The 16129-nt window shown below is 42.1% G+C and carries 8 protein-coding genes and 1 pseudogene; all 9 read left to right on the forward strand.

Features of this window, described 5'->3' with window-relative positions; all coding sequences use genetic code 11:
- The first annotated feature begins 1 nt into the window (after position 1).
- Positions 2-2362 (forward strand): family 43 glycosylhydrolase, encoded by a 2361-nt coding sequence (locus B3317_RS18170; RefSeq protein ID WP_324354360.1) that lies wholly within the window; start codon positions 2-4, stop codon positions 2360-2362.
- A 10-nt stretch (positions 2363-2372) separates the two neighbouring features.
- A complete protein-coding gene (locus B3317_RS03970) occupies positions 2373-4499 on the forward strand; it encodes a hypothetical protein (protein WP_291108948.1) in 2127 nt (708 codons plus the stop codon).
- Positions 4500-4571: 72 nt separating this feature from the next.
- Entirely contained in the window at positions 4572-8201 is a 3630-nt protein-coding gene (locus tag B3317_RS03975; RefSeq protein WP_291108860.1) for a DUF4450 domain-containing protein, read from the forward strand.
- A gap of 87 nt (positions 8202-8288) precedes the next feature.
- Positions 8289-9368: pseudogene (locus B3317_RS03980) on the forward strand (glycoside hydrolase family 88/105 protein); the annotation flags it as partial.
- A gap of 17 nt (positions 9369-9385) precedes the next feature.
- Positions 9386-11071 carry a glycoside hydrolase family 28 protein gene (locus B3317_RS03985; RefSeq protein WP_291108862.1) on the forward strand — a complete coding sequence of 562 codons (1686 nt, stop codon included), beginning with the start codon at positions 9386-9388 and terminating at the stop codon, positions 11069-11071.
- A gap of 70 nt (positions 11072-11141) precedes the next feature.
- Complete coding sequence (locus B3317_RS03990; RefSeq protein WP_291108864.1) at positions 11142-12458, forward strand: rhamnogalacturonidase; 1317 nt, start codon at positions 11142-11144, stop codon at positions 12456-12458.
- A 146-nt stretch (positions 12459-12604) separates the two neighbouring features.
- A complete protein-coding gene (locus B3317_RS03995) occupies positions 12605-13900 on the forward strand; it encodes a glycoside hydrolase family 88/105 protein (RefSeq protein WP_291108866.1) in 1296 nt (431 codons plus the stop codon).
- 605 nt (positions 13901-14505) lie between these two features.
- On the forward strand, positions 14506-15075 hold the full coding sequence (locus B3317_RS04000) for an RNA polymerase sigma-70 factor (RefSeq protein ID WP_291108868.1): 570 nt from the start codon (positions 14506-14508) through the stop codon (positions 15073-15075).
- 69 nt (positions 15076-15144) lie between these two features.
- Positions 15145-16113, forward strand: a complete 969-nt coding sequence (locus B3317_RS04005) for a FecR family protein (RefSeq protein ID WP_291108870.1) — start codon at positions 15145-15147, stop codon at positions 16111-16113.
- The last annotated feature ends 16 nt before the right edge of the window (positions 16114-16129 follow it).

Consider the following 16129-nt stretch of genomic DNA (forward strand, 5'->3'; position numbering starts at 1 on the left):
TATGCGTAATTTACTTCTTATACCGGTATGCATATTAGGATATATCTGTAATTTATCCTCGCAACCTCTTGCATTTCCTACTGCTGAAGGCTATGGTAAATACACTTCCGGCGGAAGGGGCGGACGTGTGATTACAGTTACCAACCTGAACGATTCGGGTACGGGAAGTCTGCGGGATGCCATAGAGCAGCAGGGAGCACGAATAATAGTTTTCGCGGTAGACGGGTCTATCGACCTGCAATCGAAGCTGATTATTGAAACAGACAACATAACCATTGCCGGGCAAAGTGCGCCCGGTGATGGAATCTGTCTCAAAGGTTACCCTCTCTATGTGAGGGCTAATAATGTGATTATCCGTTATATCCGAACCCGTATGGGAGACCTTCACGCGATAGAAGACGATGCGATGGGCGCTATGCGGGTAAAAGATTTGATTATAGACCATTGTTCCGTTTCGTGGTCGGTAGATGAGTGTCTTTCAGTTTACAGGTCTGAAAATGTAACCGTGCAATGGTGCATGGTTACACATAGTCTGGCTAAATCTGTTCATTCAAAAGGTGCGCATGGTTTCGGCGGAATATGGGGCGGCAGCAAAGCTACTTTTCACCATAACTTGTTGGCTCATCACAGCAGTCGGAATCCCCGTTTTGCGTCGGACGGATATTCTCCTGTAGATTTCCGGAACAATGTAGTTTATAATTGGGGATTTAAATCTGCTTATGGTGGAGGACAACACGGAAAAATAAATTTTGCGGCAAATTATTATAAGCCCGGCCCTGCAACTTCGGACAGCAAGAGGGCATGGTTTCTTGATCCGGCAGAAGATGGGACGGGCTCATATTATATTGCCGGAAATGTAATGGAAGGCAGCGATGAAGTTACTGCCGATAACTGGAAAGGAGTGGGTGCTGAAAAGAGGATAAAAGCCGGACAGCCGTTTCCTTATGAGCCGATTATGGAAGACATCCCTGAAATAGCTTACGAAAAGGTACTTGCCTACGCGGGTTGCAGCCACCGCAGAGATGAATATGATAAACGGGTGATTGAAGAAGTAAAGACAGGGACGGCCATAGGTGGGGAAACATATGGTGGAGGCAATAAAGGTATCATCGATTCGCAAAATGCAGTCGGTGGATGGCCCGGATTGAAACAAGGAAAATATTCCGCGGACAGTGACGGGGACGGAATACCCGATACATGGGAGACAGCACACGGATTGAACCCGAATGATCCTAAAGATGGAAATCTGTACAATCTCAATGAAGATTATACAAATATTGAAGTGTATCTCAATTCTTTAGTAAATTTAGACAACTATCATTATTCTGTGATAAGGAAAAATACAAATTCGAAAATAACGGGAAAATACCCTCAGGATAAGATTTCTGATTTTAGTAAAAAATTACAGCCGATTGGGCGTATTCTTGAATCGGAAGGATACTATGTATGGTGCTGTGCTCCGGTATTCGATAAAGAAGGAAAAGTCCATGTCTTTTATTCACGCTGGCCTGAAAAATATAAAATGGGAGGATGGATACATAAAAGTGAAATCGCACATGCTGTAGCAGATAAGCCGGAAGGGCCTTATACCTATGTGGAAACTGTTTTGGCTCCCCGCCCGGGATATTTTGATGCGATGACCTGCCATAATCCGCATATGCAGTATGTGGACGGGACTTATTACCTTTTTTATATGGGTAACAGCGATGGAACGGTTTACACCAAACGTATCGGCATGGCGAAATCCGGGTCATTGGACGGACCTTGGGAAAGATGCGAAAAACCGCTTCTGGAAGCAGGGAAGAGCGGTGAATGGGACGATTGCAATACGACCAATCCCGCATTCGTTTCACATCCCGACGGACAAGCATGGCTTTACTATAAGTCATGGAACAAAGAGGCTTACCAAAATGAAAAAGGAACTATCCGTGCCAACCGGAAATACGGACTGGCTATAGCTGACAACATAGAAGGAAAATATAAGAGAATAAAGGAAAATCCGGTTGTCGATCTTTCAAAATACGGTGACAATAAACAGGTTGAAGATGCATATGTGTATATAGAGGATGGCAAATTTAAAATGCTGATGCGCGATATGGGATATTTCGATCATGAGGCAGGATTGATTTTCGAATCGGAAGACGGGATAAACTGGTCGGAGCCTCAGATAGCCTGGTTTGGCGCGGATGCCTATTTGCAGGAGCCGCCTGCTCCCAAACACCTCAAAAGATACGGACGGTTTGAGCGTCCGCAGTTATTAATGAAGAACGGAAAACCTGCATACCTTTTCAATGCTATGCAAGGAGGAAAATATGAAACAGCCTCCGGGTTTGTATTTAAAATATTATCTGATAATGAATAATACCTTTATGATGAAAAAATGGGCAGTTCTGCTTCTGGCAGGCTTACTGGTTGGCTGTGGGAATAATACTCCTGAGAAGATAGACCGTTACGCCCTGGTAGAGAGAAATAATCCGAAGGTGACGGAGTTCGAAGAATTATCTTCACTGTCCGTCGGCAACGGTAATTTTGCCTTTACGGCAGATGCTACCGGATTGCAGACATTTCCCGGGTTGTATTCTGCCGGAGTACCTCTGGGCACACAATCCCAGTGGGGGTGGCACAGTTATCCGGATACGGAAAATTTCAAACCCGAAGAGACCCTCAGAAATTACAACTTTAGAGGATGGGACGAGCCTTATGCCGTTCAGTTTAATGAAAAAGGCCGTCAACAGGATGCTGCGAATTATTTCCGCGTCAATCCTCACCGTCTGCATTTAGGTTATGTCGGGTTAGAGGTGACCGGTGATAACGGCGAAAAAGTCAAGCCCGAAGAATTTAAAAATATTAACCAGACACTCGATCTGTGGAAAGGAATTATCTCCAGCCGGTACACAGTAAATTCCGATTCGGTATCTGTACAGACAGCAGTTCATCCTGATCGGGATCGCTTAGCTGTAAACCTGAATTCACCTTTGATCGGAAAAGGAAAAATGAAAGTGAACTTCCGTTTCCCCTACCCTACCGGCAATCATTCAGACGACGCTACGGATTGGACTGTTCCGCAAAAACATAAAACGGAAATCATTTCCCGGGATGACCATTCTTTCGTCTTGAAAAGGACATTGGATACAACCGTATATTATATTTCGGTAAAATATGAAGGTAAAGCTGCTCTGTCGGAGAAAGAAGCGCATTATTTACTCCTGACACCTGAAAGTGATAAATTCTCATTCGTATGTGAGTTCACGGATAAAGCTCCCGCGAAACTGGATGACAATACAGATGAAACGTTCGGGGCTTCATCACGGTATTGGACTGCATTTTGGGAAAAGGGGGGAGCCGTCGATTTTTCGAAATGTACAGACCCCCGGGCGAAGGAGCTGGAGCGCAGGGTTATCCTGTCACAATATCTGATGGCAATACAGTCGGCAGGAATGTATCCTCCGCAAGAGACAGGTTTGACTTATAACAGCTGGTTTGGAAAATTCCATCTCGAAATGCACTGGTGGCATGCCGTACATTTCGCATTGTGGAACAGAACCGATTTGCTGGAACGTAGTATGGACTGGTATGCGCAGGTTTATCCCGTTGCTAAGCGGATAGCCGAAAGGCAGGGATTCAAAGGCGCGCGCTGGATGAAGATGACAGACCCTTCAGGTACGGAAGCTCCGTCGAAAGTAGGATCTTTCCTAATTTGGCAACAGCCTCACTTCATCTATATGGCGGAACTTATTTACAGGAATAACCCTTCGGAAGAGGTGGTTAAAAAGTATGGTTTCCTTGTTAATGAAACTGCTGAATTTATGGCGTCATTTGCCACCTACGACGAACTGGAAGGACGTTATATACTGAAAGGAATTATTCCGGCTCAGGAAACGTTGAGAGCTTCGGAAACGATCAATCCGCCTTTCGAACTCGCATATTGGCATTACGCCATGTCTGTGGCGCAACTGTGGAGAGAACGCGCAGGCGAAAAACGTAAACCGCAATGGGACGAACTGATTGATAAGCTTTCACCGTTGACGGCTTCAGATGGTTTATATTTAGCTTCCGAAGACGCTGTGGATACTTACAAAGATATCCGTTTTACGTCCGACCATCCGGCTGTATTGGGTGCATTGGGTATATTGCCTCAATGTAAGCTGGTACGCCCCGATTATATGAAAAACACATTGAACTGGATATGGGACAACTGGAACTGGGGTAAAACATGGGGATGGGATTATCCGATGACTGCCATGAGTGCGGCTCGTCTTGGCGATCCGGAAAAAGCGGTTGGCGCCCTTCTGATGGAAAAGCGTACCAATACATATCTTCTTAACGGTCATAATTATCAGGATTCCCGTCTGCGGGTATATCTTCCGGGGAATGGGGGCTTACTTACCGCGGTGGCAATGATGTGCGCAGGCTGGGACGGAAATGGAACTGAAAACCCGGGATTCCCTAAAGATGGTACATGGAATGTCGTCTGGGAAGACCTGAAACCGATGCCTTAAATGAATGAAAAGTGAAAAATGAATAATTAAAAATGCAGGGGCAGAGTTTCTCTCTGCCCGTTTACTTACAATATGAGATATTTTGCGTTGATATACTTTCTGTTTGCAATTTCCTGTTTGCATGTTTCCGCTCAGCCGAAAGGCTATTGGCATGGAAAGGAACGGCAGTTACGCTATATGCCCGAAGACGGGGATTTCGTTATTGTGAATGGAAATAAGAAGTTTAACCGTGCCCTATATGGTACCAATACAGCCTTTCGCTTAGAAACGGGAGACCTGCCCGAATTCGGATTCTTTATGCCGGATATGGGAGGTAATATGCAATTAGGACTTATTAGAAACGGAAAAAGTATCTGGTTGAACGATGCGGAATATATCAAATCTGTTTACAGGGCGGGAAGCCGTATTTATGAAATAAAAGACCCGTTTATAGCTCATGGGGAAATTATTATTACTGCTTTGGCTATGGCCGGAACAGAAGGGATGATCCTGAAATTGGAAACTGTAAATTTACCTGCGGACGTGGAGTTGATATGCATGTATGGCGGGGCAAGTAACAAACGTTTCTCCCGGAACGGGGATTTAGGTGTTGATGATCCGGATGCCTTCGCTCTAAAGCCTGACGCTTGTGAGAATAACCGTTATACGATAAATCAGAATTCTTTTTCATTGGAATACGGGCAAGGGACAAAAGGTGGGCCACTTAAAATAAAAGGAGTTTTTCCTGAAAAATCATTACTGAAAGAGGCTTCGCCTTATGCTGTAATGACTCCCCTTGGATTGTGGGATTCTTCTGTGCCTGGCAATAAGCCGGTACTCGTCTCTAAAACTATTTTGGATAAATCGGAAGTATATTACTTTTCTATAAAAAAAGAAGATAATAACAGTTTGAATTATACCCGGCTGAAAAATGAGTTCGATAAGGCTGAAACCAAACGTAAAGAAATAGCGGAAACGGTAAAAATCAATACTCCGGACCCTTATTTCAATACACTGGGAGGCGTATTGAGCATTGCCGCCGATGGTATTTGGGATGATGCCTCCAATACATGGCAACATGGCGCAGTCGGCTGGCGCATGCCACTGAATGGTTGGCGGGCAGCGTATGCCGGGGATGTCATAGGCTGGCACGAACGGAGCCGTAAGCATTTCGACGGATATGCAAATTCGCAGATTACCAATATCGAGCCGGTTATCCCCCACCCTGCGCAAGACCGGAAATTAAATCTCGCCAGAGCCGAAAAAACATGGGGGACGCAGATGTATAGTAATGGCTATATCTGCCGCAACCCTGATAATACAAGCCAGATGCACCATTATGATATGAATCTGGTGTACATAGACGAACTGCTCTGGCATTTCAACTGGACCGGCGATATGGATTATGTCCGTAAAATGTGGCCTGTATTGAAGCGGCACTTAGCATGGGAAAAACGGAATTTCGATCCTGACGGCGACGGTTTATATGATGCTTATGCGGGAATATGGGCGAGTGATGCGCTACAATACAACAGCGGAGGTGTAACGCATTCTTCCGCATATAATTACCGTGCCAATAAAATGGCTGCCGGAATAGCTGAAAAGCTGGGAGAAGATCCCGAACCTTATAAAACTGAAGCCGGAAGAATACTGAAAGCCATCGATAATCAATTATGGCTGCCGCACAAAGGGTGGTGGGCTGAATACAAAGACCTTATGGGCAACCGGATGATACACCCGGATGCAGCTGTATGGACGGTATATCATGCTATCGATTCTGATATTCACACGCCTTTTCAGGCCTATCAGGCAACACGTTATATAGATACGGAAATACCTCATATACCTGTATTGGCAAGCGGTTTAGAGGATGAAGGTTATCAGACGGTTTCTACTACGAATTGGCTTCCTTATTCATGGTCTGTAAATAATGTGGCCTTTGCCGAAGTTGCACATACCAGTCTGGCTTATTGGCAGGCGGGCAGAGCAGACGAAGCATACAAGCTGTTTAAAAGTTCCGTTTTGGATGGGATGTATCTGGGTAGCAGTCCGGGTAATATAGGGCAGGTCAGTTTTTACGACGCTGCGCGGGGAGAATGTTACCGTGATTTCGGCGATCCCATCGGAGTATATTCGAGAGTGCTTATTCAGGGACTTTTCGGGATATTACCCGATGCAATGAATAATCGGTTGGTTATCCGTCCCGGATTTCCCACACGATGGGATTATGCTTCCCTTTCTACTCCCGATGTCGTTTTTGATTATAAACGAAACAAACTGACAGACACCTATCTGATAAAAAACCGGTTTGGAAAGCAATTGAATATTGAACTGTTAATCAGGGCTAACCGGGAAAATATAACATCATTAACCGTAAACGGTAAAAAACAAGAATGGACGTTGGTTGAAAATATCGGCAATCCATTAATAAGAATAGACTGTACGGATGCCGAAGTGTTTGAGGTTGTTATCGAATGGTCCGGTAATACATTGAGTGATGCCGTCAGTCAGTATATAGGAGTAAAGGGTGAAAAATGGAAATTAAATTCTTCACGGGAGATAATGAAAATTTATGATCCCCAGCATGTTTTGCTAAATGTCAGGCAGAAAGAGAATAGCCTGTCCGGAATATTGAAAGGAGGAACAGGACACCGGACATTGTTTGTACAGGTAAAACAAGGCCGGATGTTGTGGTGGCAGCCCGTCCATATCGAAATGCGAGAGCCGTTTTCCGTAGAATTTGACGCGGAAACGGACAAGTTGCAATTCAGGTTGAAGAACAATCAACAAACCCCGGCCAATATAAAATTATTTGTGAATAAGGATTCTGAAAATTATACCCGGTCTTTAACCTTAGGAAAAGGAGAAATATCGGCACTGATAACTATACCCGATGATAAAGTGAAGACCGGAACAAACTCCTTGCAGATAGAAAAAGAAGGGGAAGTTATTTACGATACAAATCTTATAAACTGGAATATCAGGAACAGCCAGCCTGTATACGAAACCATAGAGATAGATAAATACCTGAATGCTCCGGTTTCGCAGATATTCAGGAATGAATATCTGACACCCCGTTCTCCTTATACAACATTGCAGGTTCCGACGCAGGGTATGGGAGAATGGTGCCATCCTTTACTCACCGCCGCTATTGATGATGCAGGCCTGAGAAAATCCCTTGTAAACAACGAAGTCGCAACGCCTTTTGATATTCCTTTCCGGACAACAGGAGATACAAATGCGAACAATATAGCATTTACAACACTTTGGGATAATTACCCTGCCGAAGTAAGGATACCCCTTTCGGGTAAATCGTCACACGCCTATCTGATGATGGCGGGTAGTACCAATCATATGCAATGTCATGTGGTGAATGGCACGGCAACAGTTAAATATACCGATGGAAGCCAATCTGTTTTGCAGCTTATTCCGCCTGAAACATGGGCTCCTATTGAGCAGGACTTCTATATGGACGGTCAGGCTTTCGGATCGAAACAACCCCGTCCGTACCGGGTAGCCTTTAAGACGGGTATAATCAGCCGGAATATGGAAAAGGATATGAAAATAGACTCCGGTGAAGTTTACGGAAGAAGTATCGATGGCGGAGCAGGAATAATTCTGGATTTACCGTTGGATAAAAGGAAAGAACTTCAGTCACTCGAACTGAAATGTATAGCCAACGAAGTGATTATAGGTTTGATAGGAATTACCCTTTTACGATAATAAGACAAGTTTATGAGAAAATTGGTATTAATTTTTATTTCGTTGTTTATTTTACAGTTGGCGCAAGCCCAGAAAACAGGAATCCTTTTTGCTGATTCCGAGATGAAGCGGTTTCCACAGGCATGGCAGTTAGACCATGGGAAAAGATTGTATTTCGGATATTCGCAAGGGGTAGGCTGTACAGCCATGCTGAAAGTGTGGAAAAAGACCAACGATCGCAAATATCTCGATTATGTAGTTAATTGGGCAGATACTGTTATTAATGATAAAGGTGAAATCCATCTCTACAAAGTGGAATCCTATAATATAGACTATATAAATTCCGGTAAGGTTTTATTCGATGTTTACCAGCAAACCGGAGATGAAAAATACAAGCTGGCAATGGACAGGCTGGCTACCCAGATGAAGATGCATCCACGTACACTGGAAGGCGCTTTCTGGCACAAACTGATTTACCAGCATCAGATATGGCTCGATGGTTTGTATATGGGATCGCCGTTTCTGGCACAATATGCAGTGACTTTCAATCAGCCCGGTATAATAGAAGATGTAATCAGCCAGTTCCTTATTTGCGCCCGGCATACCTATGACGTTAAAACAGGCTTGTATTACCATGCCTGGGACGAAAGTAAAAAACAACGCTGGGCCAATAAAGAAACCGGGCAATCTCCTAATTTCTGGGGGCGTGCTATGGGCTGGTGGTTTATGGCATTGGTCGATGTTTTGGATTTTGTTCCTGCAAATCATCCTCAAAGGGGAGAATTAATTAAAATGATAAACGGTCTGGCAGAAACATTACCCAAATATCAGGACAAGACAGGCCTTTGGTATCAGGTGTTGGACAAAGGGTATAAAAGCGGCAATTATCTTGAGGCATCGGTTTCGTCCATGTTCATGTATTCGTATGCCAAAGCTGTAAATAAAGGATATATCGATGAGAAATACAGGGAGATAGCGGAAAAGGCTTATGACGGGCTGATGAATACATTGATAGTGAAGAACGCGGATGGCACATTGACCCTGACCAAATGCTGCGCCGTCTCCGGGTTGGGAGGGAATCCGTACCGAGACGGAAGTTTCGGATATTATGTAAGTGAGCGTATCCGCGATAACGACGCTAAAGCAACAGGCCCGTTTATTATGGGATGTCTTGAATTAGGAAAGTAACTAAATCTTAAAGAACCATGAAATACTATTATTTACCAGCCCTGCTGCTGGCTGTTATAAGTTGGGGTACGTCTTGTACGGATAGCCGGACGGAGAATAAATACGCATATCTCTACAAAGACTTGCCATTCGAAATGCCCTCATTTTCTCCTCCCGTGTTTCCGGATAATGAAGTATCTATCAGAGATTACGGAGGAATAGGCGATGGTACCGGATTGAATACTGAGGCCTTTAAGAACGCGATTGAGGCACTTTCCCAAAAAGGAGGAGGCCGTCTGATTATTCCTTCGGGAATATGGTTTACAGGGCCTATTGTTCTGAAAAGCAATATCAATCTCCATTTGGAAGACCGCGCTATCGTGTTATTTTCTCCCGACAAGGATTTATATCCGCTGGTGGAAACTTCGTTCGAAGGTTTGGATACCCGCAGATGTCAGTCGCCGGTTTCGGGAAAAGATCTGGAAAATGTAGCAATAACAGGAAGTGGGGCTATCGACGGGAACGGCCATTACTGGCGGCCGTTGAAAAAGCAGAAAGTTCCGGAAAGTCTCTGGAAAAAAGCGACTTCCAATGGCGGCGCATTTAAACGGGACGATTACTGGATGCCTTCGGCCCAGTATCTGCACGGGGATACTATCAGCGACATGAATGTTCCCCGCCATTTGAAAACTGAAGAAGAATGGGCTTCGGTAAAGGATTTCTTACGTCCTGTAATGGTAAGTCTGCAAAATTGCAGGAATGTATATCTGCAAGGCGTTATCTTCCAGAATTCCCCTGCATGGAATATACATCCGCTGCTGTGCGAAAATATAATTATAGACGGAGTACAGGTGCGCAATCCTTCTTATGCACAGAATGGGGATGGTCTGGATCTGGAATCGTGTAAAAATGCTATTATAGTAAACTCCACCTTCGATGTGGGAGATGACGGAATCTGCATCAAGTCGGGTAAAGATGAAGACGGACGCAGAAGAAACCGTCCTTGCGAGAATGTGATAGTTGACAATTGTACTGTCTTCAAAGGTCACGGCGGATTTGTAGTAGGTAGTGAAATGTCGGGAGGAGTGCGTAATGTATCTGTGTCTAGTTGCCAGTTTCTGGGTACAGATGTAGGGCTTCGTTTTAAAAGCAGCAGAGGACGGGGCGGAATTGTAGAGAATATTTATATTTCAAACATCAGCATGTTCGATATTGCGACAGAACCGCTTCTGTTCAATCTTTATTATGGAGGAAAATCTGCCGTAGAAACGCTCGAAGAAGGGATTACCCAGCCCCGGGAGGAAGTTTTCCCTCCTGTGGATGAAACCACGCCTACATTCAGGAATATTTATATAAAAGATGTGATTTGCAGTAAGGCACGCCGGGCTATGTATTTCTACGGATTACCCGAGCATCATATAGAAAATGTCAATATAGAGAATGTGACTGTTCATTCGCAGGTAGGCGCGGAGTTGATGGAGTCCGAGAATATCAGGTTGAAGAACGTAAATATTTATTCGGAGCAAGCACCTGCATTGTTACTTAGAAATGTGAAGAATGTGAGTGTGGAAGGCTTTAATACAGATGAGAGCTTAGAGACAATTTTTGAAATCGCGGGAAACAGGTCCCAAAATATAAACTTCTCATCATTTTATGGAGAAGATAAATTAAAAACCGGAAAGGATACTCGACCGGATATTGTAAAACTGAATAAACCGGATTAAGTTGCAGGCTCTTTGATTGCTTTGAAAAGCATAAAAAATAAATTAGTTGCGATAAAAAACGTATTATAGTATGAGAAAGATAATCTTAGCCTTATTCTTTTGTGCAGTTGTGAATTTGCAACTTTCTGCAAAAGATGTATTTCCTGACGGATCACCTGTTCCTGAATGGTTCAGGCAGAATGAAGTTGCAGACATCAAAACATTAGGTATGACTTACCGGATTACAGATTATGGAGTAGTAAATGACAGTACCATAATACAGACGGAGGAAATTCAGTCTGTTATAGATAAAGCTTTTCAGGCAGGTGGCGGGGTAATCCTTATCCCGAAAGGAACATTCCTGAGCGGCTCCCTTTTCTTTAAACCCGGAACACATCTGTATTTAGAAGAAGATGCAGTATTAAAGGGAAGCGATGATATCAGCAATTTTCCTGTCCTGCCAACCAGAATAGAAGGGCAAAGCATAAAATATTTTGCAGCACTGGTCAATGCCGATCATGTGGACGGATTTACTATCACGGGAAAGGGAACTATCGATGGTAACGGATTGCGGTATTGGAAATCTTTCTGGCTGCGCAGGGAGGTCAATCCCAAATGTACAAATATAGAAGAGCTGCGTCCGCGCCTGGTTTATATTTCGAACAGTAAAAACGTGCAGTTATCGGATGTCAGGCTGGTTAATTCTCCGTTCTGGACTACACACCTTTATAAATGCGAAAATGTCAAGTTGCTGAATCTGTATATTTATTCTCCGAAAGAACCTGTAAGAGCGCCAAGTACGGACGGTGTAGATATAGATGTATGCACCAATGTGCATATCAAAAATTGCTATCTGTCGGTGAATGACGATGCGGTTGCCCTGAAAGGTGGAAAAGGGCCGAAGGCAGATAAAGATCCGGATAACGGGGCAAATCATAATATAATAATAGAAGATTGTACTTACGGATTTTGCCATGCCGTGTTAACACTCGGCAGCGAGTCCATTCACAATCGCAATATCATTCTTCGCCACTGTAATATAAATAGCGCCAAACGCCTTCTGTGGTTGAAAATGCGTCCCGATACTCCTCAGAAATATGAGTATATTTTAGTTGAAAATATCAAGGGGGACGCGGACAGCTTCTTGTATGTAAGGCCCTGGGTACAGTTTTTTGACCTGAAGGGAGAAAAAGAAATTCCCTTTTCATATTCGGACCATGTAACCATGCGCAATATTACTCTGGAGTGCGCCTCGTTCTTCGATGTACAGAAATCGGACCGGTACGGTTTGTCGGACTTTACTTTTGAAAATCTGGATATCCGGGCTGAGAAGGCACTTGATATTCATTCTGATTTTGTAACCGATTTCACTTTGAAAAATGTAAAAGTAAATGGTAAAGAGCAATAATATATAAAAATATAAGAGTATCAAAAGACCATAATGTAAATGAATGGTAAAACTGTTACCCATGACACCTGCCGGTCACAAGGTAGATTACATTATACGAAAAGATTCGAAACATTAACAGATAAACAATAAAAAATTATTATAAGATGAATGTAAAAAGAATATTGTGCTTTGTATTTGGAGTGTTTTGTCTGGTTCCTGCTTTTTCACAGGCCACCCTCCCACCCGGGAAGTTAGCGACAGTTATTGCAGAACGTATTATATCGGAAACACCTTATACTTTTGTAAATACCAGAACAAGGCAAACTTATGCCAGCCTTAAAAATATTCCTGTGACACAGGATATTCAGGTTGCCAGTGAATACAACGAATGGCATTATACCAATGGTGTTTTGAATATGGCTCTTTTAGAACTCGCAGATAAGACGGGTGATAAGAAGTATCAGGATTATGTTTTCAAAAATATGGACTTCGTATTCGACAAAGATAATCTGGGTTTCTTCGAAAAACAATATAAAGAAGCATTCGAAAACGGAGGGTGGCGTGCCATCCGTAATTTGAGCTGGCATATGATATTCCGTAACAAACGTTTGGATGATAACGGGCCTATGGGCGCAAGCCTTATCGAATTGGTGATGAGAAGGCCTACCCCGGTATTTATGAATTATGTGAATATTACAGCCGAACATCTGCTGTATGCAGAACCTCGTCTGGGAGACGGAACAATAGCGCGTATATGGCCCCATGAAAACACTATCTGGGCAGACGACCTGTTTATGGGAATATCCTTCCTTTGCCGCATGGGTAAGATGACAGGCGATGTCAGGTATTTCGATGATGCGGCCAACCAGGTATTGAATTACCACAAATATCTATGGGACGACAGGAGAGAAATATATTACCACTGTTATCATACAGATGTAAAAGAGCATGGAGTCGCGCATTGGTCGAGGGCAAATGGCTGGATGTTGATGGCTCAGGCGGATTTGTTAACTATGATGCCTGAGAATCATCCGAAGCGTGATGCCGTTATTGAGAATTTTAACCGTCAGGTGAAAGGTGTCCTGCAATATCAGGGTAAAAATGGATTGTGGCATCAGGTATTGGATAAAACAGACTCGTATGAGGAGATAACCGGAACAGCTATGTTTGTTTTCGGTATTGCCAGAGGTGTACGCGAAGGCTGGATTAATAAGGATTATATCTATGCCGCTGAGCAGGGGTTGAAGGGGATGATGACTAAAATGACGGATAGGGGCGACGTAACAGCCATATGTGTAGGGACAGGAATTATGCCGTCCTTAACGTTCTATTACAATCGTAAAACGCAGGAAAACGCCCCGATGGGTGAAGGGCCTGTACTGAGGGCGCTGATAGAAATGTCGGATGCTAAGAAATATTCTGAAATATCTGCAGATGTACAATATGATAAAATACATTAAAAAAAGAAGTAATTACTTCTTTATCGAATATGAAAATGAATCATATTCGAGGAGGAAGTGTTATTGTTAGAGTTACAGTCCAGGATAACTGTATTAAACCTTCGGGATACAGTGTATGTGAAACTAATGTTTGTGTAGAATCACTTGCTTGTGGAGGTGGGTTCCCTACAAACAATGAGCTATGTCCGGTAATAAGACCAGATACAGAGTATGGATGTGGATACAGCCACGAATGCGTAATAAAGGATACAGGTACATGTGATACCCTCCAAGAATGTCATACAATATAAAGAGATCAATCTCTATTGGTTTCATATGATAAATATTTTGTATATATGTGATATAGTGACACTACTCTAAGAAAAACTCCCTTATATACGAATATGAGGGAGTTCCTTGTATATTATATGCAAGTTCCGATTTATCATGGCCCTGTTCCGGATATATCTTTCAAAGCCAATAAATTATTCACCTTAAACCTCAATTGTAATGAATGATTTATATTGGGTGTTTATTGAACATTCCCTTTCTATTTTTCAGATATTGTCCTGGTTTCTTACAATTTTTGTATATTTGAGTTCTACAACCACCTAACCAGGATATTCATGTTGAAAGATGAGTTAATTATGCAAAACTTCAATGAACTGTTTTCCGTATATAGAAATCGTTTCATTCTTTTTGCCATTAGCTATGTCGACAACAAAGAAGTTGCAGAAGATATCGTTATGGATAGTTTTATGTATTACTGGGAAAAACGTACAGAATTAGCCGATACATCAAATATACCCGGATATATACTCACCACAATAAAGCATAAATGCCTGAATTATCTGAAACATAAGTTACATGTAGAAAAGACACACTCAGAAATTAAATCTCATCAAAGCAGGGTAACAGAATTAAATATCTCATCACTGGAAGCCTGTGAACCTCAAGAGCTGTTCGCAAGAGAACTTGAGGCTTTAATAATGGATACACTTAAACAATTGCCGGAACCCACCCGAACTATTTTCATAAAGAGCAGACTTAACAATAAAACTTATAAAGAGATTGGATATGATTTGAATATTTCAGAAAAAAGTATTGAGTATCACTTAACTAAAGCGGTAAAAATACTAAAAGAAAATCTTAAAGATTATCTCCATCTTCTCATATTGTTATCATTCTTCAAATAAGAAAAAGTTAATATTAGTTAAATAAGCTAATCCTGACAGGGATTTGCCTTTTATAAATGCTTTATATATATGAACCAAGAATTTGACAAGAACATAATGTATAAGTTCTTTTCCCGGGATATCACAGCCGGTGAAGAACAAAGATTGTTGGATTGGATAGATGAGTCTGAGGATCATAGAGACATATTTTTATCCGAGAGGAAAATATACAACCAGTTAATTCTAAATATTGGAGAAAAAAATCTTATAGATCCGATTAATACTGAAGAATACAACAAAGTCAGAAAAATACCGGTGTGGATAAAGGAAGTATTGAAGATATCCGCAGTAATCCTCTTGGTTTTAGGAAGTACATATTTCTTTAACAAGCATAAGTATAACAATTTGCAAACTCTTTCAAATGAGATTGTTTTACCGGCAGGAGAAAGAGTTAGCCTTACTCTTTCCGATGGTACAAAAGTATGGGTGAATGCGAAATCAAAATTCACTTATCCTGCTTTGTTTGGAGAAAAAGAGAGACGGGTGCTCTTGGATGGTGAAGCCTTCTTTGATGTGACAAGTAATAAGAAACTTCCTTTCATTGTGGAAACGCCGAAAGGAGAAGTAAAAGTATTAGGTACGGAATTTAATGTGGATGCTTACTCTCATTCTCCGAAGATGACTATATCATTATTTAAGGGTAAAGTTGAGTTTTCCGGCGTAATGTTACCGGAACCTGTTATATTGAGTGCTAACGAATATTTTGAAAGTATAGATAATGAATACACCATAAAAATACTGGAAAATTATTCTGCTTCGATGTGGAAAGAGGGAATAATAGCATTTAAGGATACTCCGTTTACGGAACTTATAAAAACCTTTGAGAAATATTACGATGTGAAAATCTATATCCAGAATCCGAATTTATCAGATACAGAGCTTACCGGAAAAATCCGAATCAATGACGGAATAGAGCATGCTTTAAAAGTTATTCAGAAAAATGCAAACTTTAAATATCAGAGAGACAGTGAAGAGAATAATATTATATATATAAAGTAGAAAAACACTGATTATT

This window comes from Dysgonomonas sp. UBA7710 (assembly GCF_002482385.1).
Classification (GTDB): Bacteria; Bacteroidota; Bacteroidia; order Bacteroidales; family Dysgonomonadaceae; genus Dysgonomonas.

What these genes read in the sequence shown, in the direction of transcription:
- B3317_RS03985 (WP_291108862.1), top strand. Translation starts at nt 9,386, where the DNA reads ATGAAATACTATTATTTACCAGCCCTGCTGCTGGCTGTTATAAGTTGG.
- B3317_RS04000 (WP_291108868.1), top strand. Translation starts at nt 14,506, where the DNA reads ATGTTGAAAGATGAGTTAATTATGCAAAACTTCAATGAACTGTTTTCC.
- B3317_RS04005 (WP_291108870.1), top strand. Translation starts at nt 15,145, where the DNA reads ATGAACCAAGAATTTGACAAGAACATAATGTATAAGTTCTTTTCCCGG.
- B3317_RS03975 (WP_291108860.1), top strand. Translation starts at nt 4,572, where the DNA reads ATGAGATATTTTGCGTTGATATACTTTCTGTTTGCAATTTCCTGTTTG.
- B3317_RS03970 (WP_291108948.1), top strand. Translation starts at nt 2,373, where the DNA reads ATGAAAAAATGGGCAGTTCTGCTTCTGGCAGGCTTACTGGTTGGCTGT.
- B3317_RS18170 (WP_324354360.1), top strand. Translation starts at nt 2, where the DNA reads ATGCGTAATTTACTTCTTATACCGGTATGCATATTAGGATATATCTGT.
- B3317_RS03995 (WP_291108866.1), top strand. Translation starts at nt 12,605, where the DNA reads ATGAATGTAAAAAGAATATTGTGCTTTGTATTTGGAGTGTTTTGTCTG.
- B3317_RS03990 (WP_291108864.1), top strand. Translation starts at nt 11,142, where the DNA reads ATGAGAAAGATAATCTTAGCCTTATTCTTTTGTGCAGTTGTGAATTTG.